The 19295-nt window shown below is 36.8% G+C and carries 19 protein-coding genes and 1 pseudogene; 5 read left to right on the plus strand and 15 right to left on the minus strand.

Translation table 11 applies throughout. The features are described from left to right. Positions 1-286: 286 nt before the first annotated feature. The 3 genes from KI363_RS19895 to KI363_RS19905 form a co-directional block, all read right to left on the minus strand. Positions 287-2191, minus strand: a complete 1905-nt coding sequence (locus KI363_RS19895) for an endonuclease MutS2 (protein WP_158321811.1) — start codon at positions 2189-2191, stop codon at positions 287-289. A gap of 470 nt (positions 2192-2661) precedes the next feature. Beyond that, a complete protein-coding gene (locus KI363_RS19900) occupies positions 2662-3336 on the minus strand; it encodes a GNAT family N-acetyltransferase (RefSeq protein ID WP_212967400.1) in 675 nt (224 codons plus the stop codon). 101 nt (positions 3337-3437) lie between these two features. Continuing rightward, complete coding sequence (locus KI363_RS19905; protein WP_212967401.1) at positions 3438-3986, minus strand: P-loop nucleotide/nucleoside kinase family protein; 549 nt, start codon at positions 3984-3986, stop codon at positions 3438-3440. Positions 3987-4255: 269 nt separating this feature from the next. Between KI363_RS19905 and KI363_RS19910 the strand changes: the two genes are divergently transcribed. From KI363_RS19910 to KI363_RS19920, 3 genes are all read left to right on the plus strand, one after another. Then, positions 4256-4813, plus strand: a complete 558-nt coding sequence (locus KI363_RS19910; RefSeq protein WP_212967402.1) for a recombinase family protein — start codon at positions 4256-4258, stop codon at positions 4811-4813. Next, positions 4810-5007, plus strand: coding sequence for a DUF4158 domain-containing protein (locus KI363_RS19915; protein WP_212967403.1), 198 nt, complete (start codon positions 4810-4812; stop codon positions 5005-5007). Before KI363_RS19910 ends, KI363_RS19915 begins: the two co-directional genes overlap by 4 nt. 584 nt (positions 5008-5591) lie before the next feature. Further along, on the plus strand, positions 5592-6587 hold the full coding sequence (locus KI363_RS19920; protein ID WP_212967404.1) for a DUF6241 domain-containing protein: 996 nt from the start codon (positions 5592-5594) through the stop codon (positions 6585-6587). Between the two features lie 124 nt (positions 6588-6711). On the opposite strand, the gene KI363_RS19925 is transcribed toward KI363_RS19920, so the two are convergent. From KI363_RS19925 to KI363_RS19940, 4 genes are all read right to left on the minus strand, one after another. Further along, the gene (locus KI363_RS19925; RefSeq protein ID WP_212967405.1) at positions 6712-7023 is read right to left on the minus strand and encodes a hypothetical protein; all 312 of its coding nucleotides are present in this window, start codon (positions 7021-7023) and stop codon (positions 6712-6714) included. A 203-nt stretch (positions 7024-7226) separates the two neighbouring features. Continuing rightward, positions 7227-8399 carry an aminotransferase gene (locus KI363_RS19930; protein WP_212967406.1) on the minus strand — a complete coding sequence of 391 codons (1173 nt, stop codon included), beginning with the start codon at positions 8397-8399 and terminating at the stop codon, positions 7227-7229. Further along, positions 8396-8890, minus strand: a complete 495-nt coding sequence (locus tag KI363_RS19935; RefSeq protein WP_158321815.1) for an Lrp/AsnC family transcriptional regulator — start codon at positions 8888-8890, stop codon at positions 8396-8398. The genes KI363_RS19930 and KI363_RS19935 overlap by 4 nt, the downstream gene beginning before the upstream one ends. 155 nt (positions 8891-9045) lie before the next feature. Continuing rightward, the gene (locus KI363_RS19940) at positions 9046-9546 is read right to left on the minus strand and encodes a GNAT family N-acetyltransferase (RefSeq protein WP_158321816.1); all 501 of its coding nucleotides are present in this window, start codon (positions 9544-9546) and stop codon (positions 9046-9048) included. Positions 9547-9937: 391 nt separating this feature from the next. On the opposite strand from KI363_RS19940, the gene KI363_RS19945 reads away from it, so the two are divergent. After that, complete coding sequence (locus KI363_RS19945; RefSeq protein ID WP_212967407.1) at positions 9938-10588, plus strand: endonuclease III domain-containing protein; 651 nt, start codon at positions 9938-9940, stop codon at positions 10586-10588. 49 nt (positions 10589-10637) lie between these two features. On the opposite strand, the gene murG is transcribed toward KI363_RS19945, so the two are convergent. The 3 genes from murG to KI363_RS19960 all read right to left on the minus strand — a co-directional run bounded on the left by murG (position 10638) and on the right by KI363_RS19960 (position 13937). Continuing rightward, on the minus strand, positions 10638-11702 hold the full coding sequence (gene murG / locus KI363_RS19950; RefSeq protein WP_212967408.1) for an undecaprenyldiphospho-muramoylpentapeptide beta-N-acetylglucosaminyltransferase: 1065 nt from the start codon (positions 11700-11702) through the stop codon (positions 10638-10640). Positions 11703-11761: 59 nt separating this feature from the next. After that, the gene (locus KI363_RS19955) at positions 11762-12559 is read right to left on the minus strand and encodes an HAD family hydrolase (RefSeq protein WP_212967409.1); all 798 of its coding nucleotides are present in this window, start codon (positions 12557-12559) and stop codon (positions 11762-11764) included. A 148-nt stretch (positions 12560-12707) separates the two neighbouring features. Then, a complete protein-coding gene (locus KI363_RS19960) occupies positions 12708-13937 on the minus strand; it encodes an MFS transporter (protein WP_212967410.1) in 1230 nt (409 codons plus the stop codon). Positions 13938-14122: 185 nt separating this feature from the next. Here KI363_RS19960 and KI363_RS19965 point away from each other — a divergent pair, with 185 nt between their 5' ends. Next, positions 14123-14809: a TerC family protein gene (locus KI363_RS19965; RefSeq protein ID WP_212967411.1), complete on the plus strand. Its 687-nt coding sequence runs from the start codon at positions 14123-14125 to the stop codon at positions 14807-14809. A 118-nt stretch (positions 14810-14927) separates the two neighbouring features. Here KI363_RS19965 and KI363_RS19970 read toward each other — a convergent pair whose 3' ends face one another. The 5 genes and pseudogenes from KI363_RS19970 to KI363_RS19990 all read right to left on the minus strand — a co-directional run bounded on the left by KI363_RS19970 (position 14928) and on the right by KI363_RS19990 (position 19158). Then, positions 14928-15632 carry a hypothetical protein gene (locus tag KI363_RS19970; protein WP_212967412.1) on the minus strand — a complete coding sequence of 235 codons (705 nt, stop codon included), beginning with the start codon at positions 15630-15632 and terminating at the stop codon, positions 14928-14930. Then, positions 15629-16432 carry an ATP-binding cassette domain-containing protein gene (locus KI363_RS19975; protein WP_212967413.1) on the minus strand — a complete coding sequence of 268 codons (804 nt, stop codon included), beginning with the start codon at positions 16430-16432 and terminating at the stop codon, positions 15629-15631. Before KI363_RS19975 ends, KI363_RS19970 begins: the two co-directional genes overlap by 4 nt. Before the next feature lie 30 nt (positions 16433-16462). Then, positions 16463-17185 (minus strand): annotated as a pseudogene (locus tag KI363_RS19980) (AraC family transcriptional regulator); the annotation flags it as partial. 94 nt (positions 17186-17279) lie between these two features. After that, positions 17280-18446: a TraB/GumN family protein gene (locus KI363_RS19985; RefSeq protein ID WP_212967415.1), complete on the minus strand. Its 1167-nt coding sequence runs from the start codon at positions 18444-18446 to the stop codon at positions 17280-17282. Positions 18447-18735: 289 nt separating this feature from the next. Continuing rightward, positions 18736-19158 carry a VOC family protein gene (locus KI363_RS19990; RefSeq protein WP_212967416.1) on the minus strand — a complete coding sequence of 141 codons (423 nt, stop codon included), beginning with the start codon at positions 19156-19158 and terminating at the stop codon, positions 18736-18738. Positions 19159-19295: the final 137 nt, after the last annotated feature.

Genomic DNA, 19295 nt, shown 5'->3' on the forward strand with positions numbered 1-19295 from the left:
CAATCATTTTTCGGAAATCATCGTTATACCGTTTCCCATTATTTTTCTTACTCATCGGACACATCCTCCTTAAAAGTCATTGTATAAATTTAACTTAGATGTGTCCATGAAACTATACTAGCATCACGTCATTGCTTTTACTTAATAAAAGTGAATAGTTTTAAGATGTCTGTTTTCATTTATATTCGTAAATACTTGGTTCTAAAATCATAGATTTCGCCTACCCCAATAAGCTTAAACCCCAAAATCCTCAACCTTGAACAAAGTTGAGGATTTTTCTCATTACTTATTTTTGCTTATTTCTTCGTATTTCCTTATTGACATTGCGAAGGGCTTTTTTTGAGCCTCGTTCAATATCATGATTTCGTTTTCGGGTTTTATAATCAATAAATAAAGTGTCTACATCATAACCTTCTGGATATAACTCAGCAGCTTTTAAGTCTAAAACCAATCGCTTTTCATTGACTTCAATAAATTGATTTCGATAAAACACAGTAACGTTATGATATTCGTCTTTTTCCTTGTATACAATCCCGATGTCGTCGTGGTCTAGCAGTTTTACACGATCTCCTTTTTGATAATCGATATGAGTTTCTACTTTTTCAACAACTGGTTTTGGCTTTCGAACTTTACTTTCATTTATTCGTTCTAAGCGATATTCTTTATTTTTCATATAGTCTTCTGCTCTTCTTAGAACATTTTCTGGTACATTCATCTTTCTCGAAATCCATAAGGCATTACTATCTCCAGATTGGCCGATGAGCAGTTTATATAAGGGTTCAAGTGTTTCATGGTCAAATTGCATAGCAGCGTTCATAAAGTCATTATGCAATTCGGAAAAGCGTTTAATTTCTCCATAATGCGTCGTCGCAACGGTTATACATCCTTTAAGATAAAATTCTTCCAATAGAGAAATGGCTAACGCGGCCCCTTCATTAGGTTCTGTTCCGCTGCCAATCTCATCAAATAGTAGCAGTGTATTATTGTTTACAGATTGCAGGATTTCCGATAAGTTCTTCATGTGAGAAGAGAACGTACTAAGGGCATTTTCTAGACTCTGATTATCGCCAATATCCACAAAAATACGGTCAAATACTGCAATTTGAGTTTCTTTCGAAGCTGAAATATGAAACCCGGACATTGCTGCCAAAGTGACAAGGCCAATTGTTTTCAGTACTATTGTTTTTCCGCCAGCATTAGGACCAGTTATTATCAAACTGCGGTAACTACTTCCAATTTGAAATTGAAGCGGAACAATATGACCTGATAATAACGGATGCTTGCAATCAACTAATTTAATATCCCCGTGTTCATTAATATTTGGCTCAATCCCATTCATAGATTTGCTATATTTCGCTTTAGCAAAAATCATATCGTATTGGGATATAAGCTCAATATTGATTTTAATCGGTTGAAGATTTTCCGCCACTAGCCCTGTTAAAGTAGCGAGTATTTGATATTCCAACATGTCCTCTTCGGACTTTAATGTCGCTAATTCCACACTTAACTTTCCTACCACATTAGGTTCCATAAAGACTGTTGAACCTTTAGAAGATATTTCAATAACGCTACCATGTACGTGGTTTTTGTATGAAGCTTTTATCGGTATTGTATAGCGATCATCTTTAACGCTAATAACGAATTCCTGAATATATTTTTTATTAACACTGCTGTTTAGGAACTTATTCAATCGGTCTTTAATTTTTTGTTCAGTGGATTCGATCTGGAAACGAACACGTTTGAGTTCTTTACTGGCAGCCGAATCAACCTGATTATTTTTAATAGAAAAATTAATTTCCTCTTCTATCCCCACGAACTCTGTCATGGAATTAGCATACATCGCTAATGTCGGTGCCAACATTTCTTTGTTACACATGAAAGTTTTAATCCTCCGGCAGCTCCTTAAAAAGTCGGAAAAACGGAAAAGCTCCTCTGGATCTAAAATGATGCCCTTATCTAATTTGTCGATGGTATGTTCAATGTTGGAAATCCCGATAAATGGTACGTTTCCTCCTGCATCCAAAATGGTACGCGCTTCGGTGGTTTCAGTTAATCGATGTTTTACTACCTTTAGATTAGAACTTGGAGTTAATGTATCCATTAATTGTTGTCCAAGTCCGCTCACACAATACGATTTTACAATTTCTTTTAGCTCGTTGTATTGTAATTTTTCAAAAGTATTTTCATTCATATTTTCATTCTCCTCAATGTGATGATTTAATCAGCAATGAAGATACCTAACAGGATTTCAATGAGTTTTAACAAAATAAAAAAAGCTGCGGCAGACACCACAGCTTACATTACAAAACAAAAAAAAATACATCAAAAAACGTTAATAACAAACGTTTTAATTATGAAATGATGCGTTTGATTGTAAAGTATGGTAGGTATCTTCATAGGTGGAAATAAGCCCATAACAAACTAAGGGTTGTGAAAAGCACTAAAATCCCCTGCTGTTAATACTTCCTTATTTCCTTATAATACGTTTTCCTATTCAGAAACTACCGCACTCACAAAATGCACCCCTTATTATTTATATGCTCATTGAAATCGGCTTTACCATTTTATTATACTTTGTGAGACGGAAAAAGTAAAGAATAATCAAATATTTTAGTTCTTAGAACCCGTTTGTTTAAGAAAAATCTTGTGTATAAACACGCTTTATTTCATATGAATGTCTGTTCCATACTTTATCAAATGTAGTTTTCTTGCTACAGATTGGGATGCAAAATTGTCCCATGAAGTACTATATAATGCAATCCGTCCCTGTTTTTGTATCTCAGCTGCCCAAGCATTTGAAACATCTACAGCATACCCTTTGCCGCGATAAGATTTAGCAGTATGCAGACTAGCTTCGGCGCAAATAGATGTTTGTCGAGCACTACAACACAAGGAAACAGCAGATCCATTTCGAACAACTGCAAAACAAGGCTGTGTAAATTCCAGGTCATCTAGGAAATCAGGAAAATGGGAACGGAGCAGTTCCTTGTTTGACTCGGTTATTTGTATCGTCTGTGTTGACTTACCTATCAAATCGGGGAATAAAAAAGCAGGTCCTACCCAAAAGTTATTGATTTGTTGTTCCACACTCAAAACTCCGATTATTTTTCCTAATTGGATGCCAGAGTCTTTACTAGTCACTCGTTCTAACCTCTCTAAAAGACTCTTACTCAGGATGCTTGAATACCTTATTAAATTCCCCTGTTGGGTACCACCAATAAAAATACGCGGTGCATCATCGTATGGTGGCTCATTTACGACTGTCATACGATTTTTATCATCGTGTTTAAATAACACGTTTACATGATAATCCATCAATTCTAAATCAGATAACAATAAAACACCCCCATAGAATTCTTTTCTTGTTAAACAACATGGACCGAATACGGCACAGTTTGTTCCAGAATTGCGCTCGATTGCTTAACTTTTGTATCACATCATATCGTGAGTAAAGAAGATTTCTTTTCAATTACAGCTTTTATTGCTGAAACACTTTCTTCGGTAGATTGATTTGTTGTCTCGATAATATTGGATTCATAGGTACCCAAATCGTTAAATTGCTCCCACATTTTTTCTACCAATTCAATGTTGTCATTTTCGTCTAATTTAGTGCGATTGATTGCTCGTTTCATTGTTTCTTCTTTTGTCGCTCTTAAGACAATGTAATGTACTTCGAAATTATCTTGTACAACATTTAACCACGGATTTAAAAACCAAGGACCAACAATTCCATCAATAATCACATCGTAACCACCCCGTGCAAAGCGTTTTGCAGCTTCTAAAAAAGCTTCAATAACAATTAGGTTTTGTTCTTGTGATTCCGGTAAAAATGGAGGTATCGCCCCCTTTTGAATATAGTGATAAAAATCATCCGTGTGCATATGTACAGCTTTTGGTAAGCTAGATTCTTTAGCAACAATGGACGCCGTCGTACTTTTACCTGTTCCTGGTGAACCAGTAATTATAATAATTCTGCCTTGTTTCAAAAGTATCCCCCCTTGTTTAACAAAATGGCCCGATTGCGGAATAGAGAGAATGAAGCTTTTGCTAATTTTTTATAAAGTAGTATTTGTTATGTATTTGCTATAACAAAAACGACCATTTCTGTTACATGATGTGAAAAGTAATATTTTGTCTACTAATCCATTATATATCATTATATATTACGTAACAAAAATATGTACCAAAATTTTATTTGTAACAATATTAATTGTTAATAGTTTTGGTACAATTAGGCTAAAAGGTGAGGATGCAAATGAAATTTGATTATATGCGCGTTTCTACCATTGATCAAAATTTGGATCGCCAAAAAAAGCAACTTGAAGAATTTGGGTGCGAACGGATCTTTTTTGAAAAAGTAGCAGGAACTAAACGGGATCGACCTGAGGTGAACCGTATGTTGGAGTTTCTTCGACCAGAAGATACCGTTGTTGTAACGGGCTTAACTGAATTATTCCGTTCCACGAAGGATCTGATTGAGATTACAGAACTTATTGCCCAGAAAGGGGCGCATTTAAAAAGTTTAAAGGAGTCTTGGCTGGATACAACGGCAGCACATGGAAGAATGTTGTTTACTATTTTTGCTAGTATTGCCCAATTTGAGCGAGACCTTACTTCGGAAGGTACAAAGAAAGGCATTTTAGCTGCCAAAAAACGAGGGAAATTCCCTGGAAGGCCAAAAGCAGACGAGGAAAAGATCAATTATGCTTTATATCTTATAGACCAGGGGATGAGTCGGACAGATGCTGCTGAAAAAGCAGGTATCTCCCGTATGACTCTGTATCGAAAGCTGCAAAGGGAGGAAGAAAGTTGAAAAGAAATTGGAAATTAGATGAGTTAATTGACCACTTTATACTCATGCCTGATGAACAAGAGTTGATACAACTAAAAAGGAGAAACACAAAACTCGGTTTTGCTGTCATGCTTAAGTTTTCTAATACGAATATAAGTTCCCCCCATTCAAAAGGTGAGATACCTAAAACAGTTATAGAATACATAGCTAAGTAACTAGAAATGAATCCCGATATTTTTTCTGAATATGATTGGACCGGATGTACCATTACTTACCACCGTTCGGAAATCCGCACCTATTTCGGATTTCGCGAAGCTACCCTATAGGATATAGATTTGATGACAGACTAGTTGTGTAAGCACGTTTTACATCATAGCCATGAATTCAACTATGTTGAGGACAAGTTATATCAACAATATAAAGAATTAAAAATTGTGCCTCCCACCCCAGATCGAGTAGAGCGTCTTATTCGCTCTGCTATCTACTCCTACGAAGAACAATTTTTTACTACTATTTATCAAAGGCTTTCTAACCAGACCTGTGAAGGGATAGACAGATTAATTAATCATTTGGAAAAAGTTGATGATTCCCCAGAAACGGAAGAAGCGTTAACATTTCATGAATTAAAGTCTGATCCTGGACGCATTGGAGTGGTGTCAGCTTCGCTGGTACTACCCCTAATTTAGGAAAGTAAGTATAAAATTGTCAGATTTCCCTAAAGTTACAACAGGGAAACCTTTATATTTTTGTATGTAGATGTTAAGCTTGTTAATAGATTTCAAATAAGGAGGAGTACAAATTGAAATCGCTCTCTTATTTGCTGGCGTCGGTATTTATTATAGGGTTATTGGGGGCATGCGATTCTGAAAAAAGTAATGTACAGGATAAAGTGGATGATCCTAAGACTGTGGAGAATGAAGAAGACGTAAATGAGGAGCCCGAAGAAGCGAAAGAAGAAGTCAATGTGGAACTAACAGATTCAGATAGAGAGAAAGCCAAAGAAAAAATTGGGGAGATCGATAATAAAAGCGAAGTTTCCTCGCTGATGATTGATATGGCCCTTCAAAAAGTAAATATTGGCGGTAGTACAGATGGGATTCCAAAGGTAATCGATGAGTCGGTTAGACGTATACCAATGGAGAGTCCATATATTGAGTATTTTATGGATATAGTTTCATCCATAGATATGGATCCGGAGGTTCACAATGATCACCTCTCTATTCTGAAAAAGTGGCAAGAAAATAACTTCGGTGAGGTAGATCAGGATGTGCGCACACTAATAAGGTACTTGAATGAAGGTAAGGCACGCGGACCTGAGGTAGAAAAAAAAACTCAAGTAGAAGAAAAGGAATATATCAATAAATTTATACAAAAAGAAGAAGCCGATGTGGAACTAACAGATTCAGATAGAGAGAAAGCCAAAGAAAAAATTGGGAAAATCGATAATGATATTGTATTTGGTCAGTTATTGGTGGATATGGGCCTGCAAAAAGTGAATATTGACGGTAAAAAAGATGGAATCCCACAAATAACCGATGAGTCGTTTAGACGTATACCAATGGAAAGTCCATATATTGAGTATTTTATGGATAAAATTTCATCCATCGATATGGATACGAAGGTTCATAACGATTACCTCTCTATTCTGAAAAAGTGGCAGGAAAATAACTTCGATGAGGTAGATCGGGATGTGTTCACAATAATAAAGAGCTTTAATGAAGGACGTGGACCTAAAGTAGTAAAGAAAACTCAAGAAGAAGAAAAGGAATATATTGATAAATATTTGAAAGAGTGATCCATTGAAGACACTCAGTGTTATGGTTATCCTAGACAATGCGAAGATTGTATAAAGGAAGGACGGTAAAAAGGAGAACACCGAAGAAGAGGTGGTGTAAATGAGGAAAGCTGCTTTTTATTTCTCACACGATACCAGACCTAAAATAATAGCATTGTGTTCTAACAGACATTCTTCCCAGTCCTTCCTCTTCCAAAGCCATTTGCACGAATTCACTCACACGCGTTCGCATCATCAATTGATTTTTCAACGTCTTTTTCCCTTTGATTCCGCAATGGCGTACTCTTTTAGCAAAAGTAACGTTTCCTCCACTCTCGACTCGCAATATTTTTACATTTCGAGGGAAAATGCGATGACCATCATCTGTACTTCGAATAATTCTCTCGAAATCTTGGTAGTCAATTGGCCACTTATGCCGATGATAAAGCTCCCACACTCAATACATCTTAATTAAGTTGCCATTCTTTCGAACCATCATATCAATGCTCCCTATCTCTCTTAACCGAATGTTTTAATGCTATTCAGGAACATCTTTCTCCTAGCGGCACATAGCAAAGAACGTTGCAAAGCAACGCCTTTATGCCGAGAATGTCCCTTTAAATTTACATTGGGGTGATCATTCTGTTTATTTAATCAAATTCACTCTACATTTTCCACAAAACGCTGTATTCGTTTCGATGCTTCCTCCAATTGGGTCATTGAGGTTGCGTATGAGCAACGAATATACCCTTCGCCGCTTTCGCCGAATACACTTCCAGGAACGACGGCGACCTTTTCTGATATGAGCAATCTTTCTGCGAATTCCTCTGAAGATAGGCCAGTTTTCTTAATCGATGGAAACAGATAAAATGCGCCACCTGGTGATTCGCAGTCAAGCCCCATACTGTTCAACTGATGCACTAAATAATTTCTTCTTTGACGATAACTGCGGACCATCCGTTTCACATTATCACTGTTGCCGGTCAATGCCTCCAGCCCAGCGTACTGTGCCATGGTTGATGCACACATCATGGAGGATTGATGGATTTTTAGCATTGCCTGAATAATCTCCTTGGGTCCCACCGCATAACCGAGACGCCAGCCGGTCATCGCAAATGCTTTTGAAAACCCAGAAATGATGATAGTCCGTTCTTTCATCCCTTCCAACGCCCCTGTGCTGACATGATCATCTTCATAAATTAATTCCGCGTAGATTTCATCGGAGTAAACGAGCAAGTCATGATCTTTTACAATTTGGGCAATGGGTTCCAAATCGTTTCTGCTTAGGACCGTGCCAGTCGGATTATTAGGATTACATAAAAAAACCGCCTTTGTTTTCGCAGTGATCAGCGGTTCGAGCTGTTCTGGCGTTGGTTTAAATTGATTTTCCGCCTTTGTCTCGAGAGGAACGGCTTTTCCCCCTGCCATTTGAATGAGCGGGATATACGAAACAAATCCTGGATTGACGATGATCACTTCGTCTCCCCTATCGATCGTCGCACGAAGAACCAAATCAATTGCCTGGCTTGCTCCGACGGTCACCAATATTTCATCTTCCGGGTTATAATCCAAATCATATTTTGTTAAATAACGACAGATTTCCCGTCGCAAACTGAAAAGACCTGCATTTGAAGTGTAGGCGGTGTAACCCTGCTCAAGTGAATGATAACTGGCTTCAATAATATTCCATGGTGTTGTAAAATCAGGTTCACCGACACCAAGAGAAACTACATCTTCCATCTGGGAAGCGAGATCAAAAAAACGCCTGATCCCGGAAGGCTGAATCGAATTGGCAAGCTCTGAAACGAAATGGCTGCTTTTGGTTACCATCATGGTGACACCACCATTCTCTTATCCTTTGACTTTTCATCAAAAATAACGCCATCGTGTTTATATTTTTTTAAGATAAAATGTGTCGTTGTCGAAATGACCGAATCGAGTGTCGAAAGCTTTTCAGCGACAAAATTGCTAATGTCCGACATTGATTTGCCCTCGACCGTAACCGATAAATCATAAGTACCGGACATGAGATAAACCGACTTAACCTCGCTGTGGCGATAAATTCGTTCAGCAGTTTGATCGAACCCTACGCCTCTTTTCGGGGCAACCTTCACATCGATCATTGCCGTGATATCTCCGTTGCCCAGTACTTTTGACCAGTCAATCACAGCAGAATAGCCCTGAATCACTTGTGATTGCTCAAGGTTTTTTATCATTTCCGCTACTTCATTTACATCCATATTCAGCATCTTTGCCAGAGAATCAATTTCAATCCGTCCTTGGGTTTCCAATATTTCCAGTAATTCTAGTTGTTTTTCTTTCATAAGTAGGCTACTCTCCTCTTCTGTACTTTAATATCCATGAAAATACTCTAAAATGAACTTATGTAAATCATTATACATTTTTTATAAAAGATTTGATTATTTTCTATTTAAATTATTCTATAAAAGTACTCGTATAAAGAAGGGTGCACACTATCTCAGTTCATTTTGCCAGTAATGAATATTTGAACTGGCCCCTCCCAATCAACTTTTTGCACTTCTTGATAATTATCGTTCGTATACTCCGAGATGATTTTTCTCCAAAATTTTTGTGCTGGAACGTTCTCCTTCATCTCTGCAACCTCCCATGTTCCGGAAAAGGTATCAAATAGATAAAAAGCCGTTTGCTTCCCTACACCAGATTTTCGGTATTTCTTCATAACAAAAAACTCAGCCATTGAAAAATAGGATGCAGGATTTTCACCCTCTTGAGTTATTTCACGAACCAGCGCAAATCCAGCATAACTTCCATTAACCTTGATCAAGAAAGGAAAACGACTTGGCTCTGTCCAGTACTGTTCAAAATACTTGTAACCGTATAATCCCTGATCATTTACATCTTCAGGATCAAACTCACTAAAATCATATTTGTATAACTCGAGTAAGTGCCTTAATACGACTTTTTGTTCTAGAGATGCTTTTTCAATCTGTACATCCACTCATCCTACCTCCATAACTAAATAATTTGGATGGTCCGTTTGACTACAATCCAGCTACTTATACAATTGTATCAAACTATTTTATGAATAATCGAACTTTATTTAATGTCAAAAGATAAATTTCAAAACCACAAAAGGAGGGATGATAAAATCCCCTTTCAAACTAGTTCACACTTCGGATTAATGGTTTTGATCCAAGTTCTACGCTGTTTTGACAACTGTTAAAATGAATCCTCTCATACTTAGATGCAGAAACTTCTATTCTCTCTTATGAATGGGATTTTAATCTTGAACTTTCACAAAAATACTACCCGAAATGATAGTATAATTATCGATAGGTTCACCTTTCTCAAGCATTCTAGTATAATAGCAAAATCATGGAGGTTATAAAATGCAACAGCGATATTCATTTATTTATGAGCGCTTATATCAATATTACGGCCCGCAAAATTGGTGGCCAGCTGAAACCCCTTTTGAGATGCTGATTGGTGCGATTCTTGTGCAAAATACCAGTTGGCGTAATGTTGAAAAAGCACTTGTACAATTAGGAGAATTTTTAGATCCTAAAACGATTGAGCATTTACCTGAAGTTGAACTTGCTCAACTGATTAAATCTAGTGGTTTTTTCAACATAAAGGCTAAGCGAATCAAAGCGTTTATACAATGGTTTAATAAGTATGAATATGATATCGAAAAAATTAAACAAATAGATAAACAGACATTACGTACTGAATTATTAAGCATCTATGGCATTGGCCGGGAAACAGCAGATGCCATGCTCCTATATGCATTTCATAAACCAGGATTTGTCGTTGATGCTTACGCAAGAAGAATTTTTACACGGATTGGAAAAGATGTACCAGCATCCTATGATCTTTTCAGAAAACAGGTTGAGAGTGAATTACCAGCTGATCTCAGCTTACTACAAGAATACCATGCCCTTCTTGTTGAACACGGAAAAATGCATTGTAGAACAAAACCACTGTGTCTTGGATGTCCATTGAATGATCTTTGTGATTATTATTTAACATCGTTTGCATGAAAATTTTACTTGCGACACCATGATGTTTGCTCTTTTGCCATAGGAAGTGTCAATTCCAGTCTTCAATTTCTTTCACAAGTATTTTTAAGGCGGAACTTTTTTGCGTTGATTTCATATTCTTTTCGAATTTTTCTTTGTTCTTATAAATTGAGTCTAGATGTTCCATCAATGTCTCACGATCTAGTTTTTCTTCCTCCAACATAAGGCAATAGCCCTTTTCCTGGAAGGCCTTTGCATTGAGGATTTGGTCTCCCCTGCTTTGATCTAATCCTAAAGGGATGATGAGCATCGGGATGTTCAAAGCCAAAAATTCAAATATAGCGTTTGAACCACCTCTCGTAATGACGATATCGGAAGCAGCTAGAATATCTGATAGTTCATCATGTAGATACTCATATTGGCGATATCCTGAGACATTTGAGTATCGCTCTTCTTTATTGCCTTTTCCACATAGATGAACAATTTGGTATTTCAATGTCAACTCAGGTAAAGACGTTCTAATAATTTCATTGATTTTTTTAGCCCCTAAGCTACCACCCATTATCGTCAAAACAGGAAGATTAGAATGGAATCCAAGAAAAGCCCTCCCACGAGCAGCCGAACCGCTCAGGATTTCCTTTCTAATAGGTGAACCAATAACGGTCGTTTTATGTTCGGGGAAAAACTTCTTTGCTTCCTCAAAGGAGGTAAAGATTTTTGTAGCAAATCTTTGCGAAATTTTATTGGCCAGTCCAGGTGTGATATCACTTTCATGGATAAACACGGGGATTCTAAGGGTTTTAGCGGCTAAAATCACTGGTACGGAAACAAATCCGCCTTTCGAAAAAACAAGGTTAGGTTTTAATTTTTTAAGAATTATTTTTGCTTCAAAATATCCTTTTATAACGTTAAAAGCATCCTTAACATTTTGAAAATCAAAATACCGCCTTAATTTGCCGCTATTAATGCCGTAATAAGGAATATTTATTTTTTGAATGAGTTCTTTTTCAATTCCTTTTCTTGATCCAATATAAAATATATCCCACCCCTTATCGAGTTCCTTAATGATCGCCATGTTGGGTGTCACATGTCCTGCCGATCCTCCACCGGTAAAAACGATGGACTTATTTCCCATATTACAAGCCCCCTATTTACAATAGATATGCTACAGAGTTAAATCTGCAGCATATCTGATTATAATTTCACTTTATTCAAATCATCTAAAAGTTGATGCAATTCCCCTAGATTTTGAATTTCATAAGTTGGGGTCACTTCTGTTCGTTCTTTTTCTTCACGATTAATCCATACGGATTTCATCCCCACTCGATTGGCCCCAAGTATATCAGTCATTAAATTATCCCCAACCATTATGGCTTCTTCCTTATTTAATGACATTAACGACAATGCATGTTCAAAAATAGCTGGATCTGGTTTCCCATTCCCAAAGTCACCAGAAATAACGATCTGTTCAAAATAAGGTGTAAGCTCTGGGGTGATCGTAAGCTTCGTTTGCTGCAAATCAGGAGAGCCATTTGTTAGAAGTAAAAGTCGATACTCTTCTCTTAAACGGTCTAATACAGCAAAAGTATCCTCATATACAAAAGGCAGTTTCTTTCGCTCTTCTGGAAACCGCTCAGCTAATTCATAGCCAAAATCTGTATCATCAATCCCTAAAGATTTTAATCCTAATGTCCAAGTATCTTTTCGATAGGTAGGAACGATATCCTTCATCTTTCTGAATTCATCATGATCATCCGGAAAGTTTCCCCAAAGTCCTTCAAATGGATTGATGCCAATCATTTGTGTAAAAGGATATGTTTCGTACGAGGCATAAAGCTCCCTAGCTTGCTCACGAACCGCTTCCTCAAGTTTTTCTGCTTCCACCCCATAACGTTCTTCTGCTATTTTACAAGTAGACAGAAAAGCTTCTTTAATGCTTTTTTTATCCCATAGTAAGGTGTCATCCAAATCAAAAAAAACAGCTTTAATCATGTTGAACCTCTCTCCATTTATATATAATATATACTATAAGTTTACCATAATATTAATATAAGAAGTGTTTGATAAATGAAAAACTTGCATATTGGTGAATAAAAGACCTTACCACGAAGAGTAAGGTCTTTTATTCAGAAGCAAAGCTTCATAATAAACTTCTATTCATTTTTGATGATACTTGTTTTTTATCTTCTCTCACTTCTGATTTGTTCTTAAGGTAAAAAATAACGCCCATTAAACTGACCAAAATAAAGGCAAAGCCAACCATTGTCCATAAAGTAACAGAAATTGCAAAACGATCGATTAATTCACCAACAATCTTTGGTAAAATCGCGCCACCTAAACCACCTAGGGCGACTAACAAACTTGTTGTTCTTTCTTCATGTCCCTGCGATGTATCATTAATGATCAGCAAACCAATCGAGAAAATCCCTCCCATTAATAATCCGGTAAAAAAGATCGCACCATAACTAATCCAAATGGATGGAGATAATGCAAAGACAAACAATCCTAAAAATTGTCCAATACAGCTAACCACGAAGAGTTTTGTGTAACCAATTCTGTCGACAATAAATGTCATCAACATCCGTCCAATTGTCATTGCCAACCAAAAAACGGTAATACTTAGGGCTAAAGAGGATGCATCTAATTGTGTTGTTTTATGGAGGATGGTCGGTAAATAGTTAGGTAAAACCATCTCAGCACCCACGTACATAAAGAAAAAAACGGCCCCAATGGTCACAATGGGAATTTGTTTCCGAGTATATCGAAGCTTTTCCGGTTTCTTTCCGTTTTCATCTACCTTCTTAGGCTGTTTTTTTAAAACGGAATCCATTTCTCCAAAGGAGGAGAAAAACCAAATCAGCAATGTAATGGTCGTCACACAAGCTACAAAGGAAAATGAAAGATTCCAGATATTCCTAGAAATGAGAAAGGCAGAAATAACCGGAATCAATAAAGCTCCAACACCAAAGAATACCTCAACAAGTATCAGCGTGGATGCCTTTTTCTCTTTGAGATGAGCAACAATTAATGCCGCGACAACGGTTTCGCCGATTCCAATTCCTGCTCCAGCAAATGGGGCCACAAATAATAATAAATTCCAATTTGGCAGTGAACCAAAAATAAATTGGGAAACAGCAAATGATAGTAAGGCAATCAATAATGTCATTCTTCTGCCTAATCCATTTACTAGAAAAGGTGCCACTAACACCCCAACCAAAAATCCTAAAAATTGATTCATAATCAATTGTCCGCCATCACCATATTGGATTCCATATGATGCGACCATTGGTTCGAGGATCGTCCCAATAATAATATGGCCGAAACCATTTAAGCAATAAATAAGGCAGGCAATCCAAATAAACTTTTTCATTCTATGATTCTCCTATGTATACCAAATTCTTATGGTGTAATATGCATCCACCCTATATTATCAGGAATCTATCATAAGGTCTAATCGTTTTCATAAAGACATAATTTTTACCAAACAATCATTATGATTAATGATTGGCAAATTCTTGCATACAGATAATGAAAAGAGAAAAAAGAGGAATTGTAATGAATGAGATCATAAAGGTATTTTTAATTACATTTATAAGTGATTTGGACAACTTATTAATTTTAGGAGCGATCATTCGAAAGCATCCTCAGGTAAACATTGTCTTTCCGGCGGCTGTGGTGCTTACCTGCACGCGAGCGCTTTATATTATTGTGATGGATACCCTGCTTACCATTCCAGTCATACATTTAATCATGGGTGTGATTTTGCTATTTATTGCTTTTGGATTAGTCACAAAGTCATTTACTGATCAAACCGACATTTCCCTACTAAATCGCTCTTTTTCCATAAGGGTAAAGGTATTATCATTACTAGCTGCTACAGATTTTTTAATCTGTTTGGATAGTGTGATCGTTATTTCTGAAATCTCGCAAAACATATCAATGGCTCTGATTGGAGTTTTTTTAAGTTTAATTGTTTCCCTCTTCTTTTTACCATTGATTATAAAAGTCGCAGCAAAATTTATGTGGATCAATATTATAGCAGGTGCCTTTATTGCACAAACAGCGGTCGTTGGAATAATTGGAGATCCATGGCTAAAAGAATGGATACTGTCTATCAATGCCTATTTTCCAAAAGTGAACCTGATTCATATTTCTGCTAATATCGTAATCGTTCTAGTGATCCTGATTGGCTGTTATTCCTATATAAAAAGCAATCGTCATGATCATTCAAAGTATTTGTGAATACTGAGGAGTTATTCATCAAAAATAAAAAATGATCGTAACATGTGAGCAACTGATTATAGGAGCAAAAATTAGACCGAACACCCTCCTCCCTAAAAATAAGTAGGAGAGTGTTCATTTAACTTTCTTTTCTCAAAAATAACCTAGTGGCAATGACAAAACTAAGAATGATATAAATCATAGCCCATAAACTAAAAAGAATTCCTTCGTTTTCTACTACAATTTCATCTCCTTTTTGAAAATAAGTTGTTAGTTTTCCAATTGGAGGAAATAGATAAAGCGGCCATTTCAAAATCGTGAACCTTTCTATCATTCCTTCTGAAACAACTGCGATGATATTGACAAGCATGGCCGCTAACCAGGAATACTTTTTTTGTGCAAATGCGGTTGCACTAAATAAGCTGCCAACAAAAATGCCGGATAGGGCCGAGTAAAAATGTCCATACAAAGTGAGGCCAAAATGGATGGGCTTGACTGGCAGTTTAAAAGCTTGGATAAGAATAGGATAAAAAATCGCAAATATCAGAAGGAGTGTAATCACGAGCACGCAAATGCACCATTTTCCGTAAAGATAGCGGAGTTTACTAGACAATTGAACAAATAAAAGCTGTTTTTCACTTTCGTTTTCTAACGAGAAGATCCCCATTGTAACCCAGGTTGAAATAAATACTAACGCTACACTTGTAACGGAGTAACTACTCAATATCGGAACCCCTTGATAGGTATAAAAAACGAACACCCATATGAAATAAACGACCACAGGTGGGATCCATTTTAAAGAGCGAAAATAGCTTAACAATTGGTAAATAAAAAATCCTTTCATCTTTCCCCCTCTTCCCACACTTCTAAAATAGAACATTGGTTGTTTAATAGATGAAGTAATAATGGATCACTTTGGTCCGAATTAGCGGAAAGAACAGCCGTTTTTTCGTTACGATTATGTGTGACCAACTGGAGATTCTGTAAAATGTCTACTCTCGTATATTTAAATTTTATTTGTTTCTTCCTGCTCTTCATATTGGATTTAGCGAGTCCGCCCGCTTCGAGAAGAAATTGTTCATCAGCAATCTTTTCGATTAACGGATTTTCATGGGCTGTAAATATTATCATGCTATTCCTTTTCTGCTTGTCCAACAGCTGTATAAAAACCTGCTGTGATTCCTGGTCTAACCCAGTAAGTGGTTCGTCTAAAAGTAATATATCTGGTTTGCTAATGAGTGCTTGAATAATACCGACCTTTTGCTTGGTTCCTTTTGAACATTGTTTAAGTGATGTATTCAGAAAAGCTTCTATAGAAAATAATTGGATATATTCCTTTAACTCCTTCTTTGAATAACCATGGAAATTTGCAATAATGGAAAGATATTCTTTGACTCGGAAAGGCAACCCTTCTGGAAAATGTTCAGGCATATATCCAATTCTATTCGTACCTCGGTTTAAGGTTCCATGTGTTGGGTGATAGATTCCCGCTAACAATTTTAGTAAAGTGCTTTTTCCCGACCCATTACTCCCCCGGATGAAAAACGCCTTATTTCCTTGTAAACAGAAGGAAATTTGCTTTAAAATGGTTTGCCCATCTATTATTTTACTTATATTCTTTGCTTCGATCATAGGCCCTTCCATTGTCTAACCTCCGTTCAATGTTACTTGCCTTTACTTCGTTTTATTTATCAGTTTGATATATTGTGAATCTCCGTAGCCGATTGTTGGAAAAAGCTCAAATAACCTATTCACTAATGCTGATGTTGGTAAATCTTTATGTTGGGAGATATACTTTACGACTGCATTATTTTCTTTGAGCATTTCTAAATAAATGTCTACTGCCTGGTACATGACTGGAAGTAGTTGAGTTGATGGTTTTTTATGATTTACTAATACCTCTTTGTATACAGAGGCATAGTTGCCTAATTGAAGTTCCGTTTGGCTTACTTTAAATTCATCCTCTCTGAAGCTATTTAAGAACACTTTTCCTGCATATCCAGACTGCTCAAGATAGGAAAGAATTGTCATTACATTCATTTGACAAAACATATCTTCGCCAAACCATAAAACGATATATGTATATGATTTATTAAAAAGGTTGTCTAATGGATCTATCACCTTTTTAATATAATTTTCAACGGACTCGCAATGTCCCGCGGCGCGCGTTTTTATAAAATCTTCAGCAAAAACTTGTTCAGTCGTTGCGTTTACACACATCGCTTCATTAAAAGGAGCATAATCAGAATCTCCCATTAGTTTATGATCTGTAAATTCCTCATACATACATTGACCATTCAATATGTGAAGTACGTCATTGCCAACCAATTCAGCCTTCTCGTTTTGCAGCCGTTCAATCTCTTTTTTTCTGGAAATATTCATTTTACACCAATCCTTTTCTTAATAGATAGTGAGTTTAGCATAAGCTGCATATGTTTTATCATATAAAGATGAAAAAGGCCCGGAGTTTCCCGAGCCATCTGTTGTTAACCTAAATATGCTTAAAGAATAATCGAATGACATCTGCCCCACCAACAAAGGTTCCAATTGAACTGCCAAGATTTGCTAGTATGACGACTAATAGAACCCGGGTGACTTTATTATGCCAAAATCCTTTTACATGAAAGACATCCTCCGCAAGTGTCTCAAAGTCCCTTACATTAGGACGACGAAAATAAGCTTGGACGATTCCGGCAAACCAGCCCGCCGCCAAGAGCGGAGTTAATGAGGTGATCGGTGCTGCAATAAAAGCTGTGATGATTGCGAGCGGATGACCAAAAGCAATGGCTGTTCCAATTGCCGATAATGTTCCATTCCATAAAAACCAACTAATGGTTTGCTGTAAACCAGCTGATGGATTGGCGATAAAGGTATAGAGAATAACTGCTAAGATCAAGACTGGAATCGACCAGCCAATCATCTTCGGAGCTTTTGATTTGGGAGGCAGTTTCGTTAACTCCTTCAAATCATGCTCTTTTTCAATTTCTTTTGTAATCCCAGGGACATGAGCCGCACCGAGTACAGCTACTATTTTGTCTCCCGGTGCATCTTTGATTTTCTGAGCCAAATACTGATCCCGCTCATCAATCAATGGTGTTTTTAATTTCGGAAAGGCTTCTGTAAACTCTTGCAGCATGGAATCAATCATATCTTGCGACTTCATTTTTTCTAATTCTTCTTCCGTGATTGTCTCGCGACTAAAAATACTGGCGACCACTTGTGTGAGGAGCATTGCTTTCCCTTTGAAGCCGACATTTCCCCAGATCCGAGAAAACGTAATTTGGATATTTCGATCCGCTAATACAAGCCTGGCTCCAGTGTCTTTTGCTGATTCGATTCCTTGGATCATTTCTTGACCAGGATGGATATCAAATTGCTTGGCCATTCTTCTTTGGAAGGAAGAAATCGCTAAGTTCATTAAAAGCAAAGATGCCTTTTTATCTTTAATGACTTGGAAAATATCCATATCCTTCCATTTGTTACCATCTGTAATCGATTTGTATCGTCCTTCATCTAGTTCAATACAAACAGCATCTGGCTTTTCACTCTCAATCACTTCTTTTACAAGCTCAGCACTACTTTTGGAAACATGAGCCGTTCCGATCAATATGTATTCTTTATCATTTAAATGTATTCTTGTAATATTTTCCTCCGTCATTCTCATACCCCTTTAGACTAGGACTAGGTCACTTATTCATAATACTATAATAAACCACTGAAGGACAGGATGAAAGTTAAGCGTTCACTAAAAATACGAATCGGTCCTAGAAGGCTCTCATTTTTTGATAAAATCTCATCTTTGACAGTTAAAACCACAAGAATGCTTTTACAGAAAGGCATTCCTGTGGTTTTTTAATGATCAAAAGTGAGTACTATTTATTTTTTGTATGGGAACTATTTCGGTATCCGTTCTGCATTTCCTTGTGGTTCAGGACACTATAGGCATTTTATTCAAAATCTTTGCTTAAAATGTCAATGCGTTCTTCAAAAGATACTTCACGGTGAATTTCATGTAACATCCATACATATCCACTACTATCAGAAAACATGGCATTTGATATGCCCATTTCCTCCATCCTTGTGACAGATTGAATTTCCGTTGCATTAGCGGAGATAGCTTTTTCATACGTTTCTTGAATGTTTGGAACTACTATATTAAACCAAAATGATTGCGTATCCCCTTCTTTCGGTGCAAATAATTGATATTCAGGATTTTCATCAAGCATATGAAAACGCGTGCCGTAGATATTGAATACAACTTCGTTATTCCCTACTTTAAAATTTGTCTCCTCCACTACTTCTACATCAAAAATAGATTTGTACTGTTCCAGTGCAGCTTTACTATCTTTTACAACAAAATCAAATTCCACTCCATTAACCTGATGCTAGTATAGTTTCATGGACACATCTAAGTTAAATTTATACAATGACTTTTAAGGAGGATGTGTCCGATGAGTAAGAAAAATAATGGGAAACGGTATAACGATGATTTCCGAAAAATGATTGT

It is taken from the genome of Lederbergia ruris (assembly GCF_018332955.1).
In the GTDB taxonomy this organism is placed as follows: domain Bacteria; phylum Bacillota; class Bacilli; order Bacillales; family Bacillaceae_C; genus Lederbergia; species Lederbergia ruris.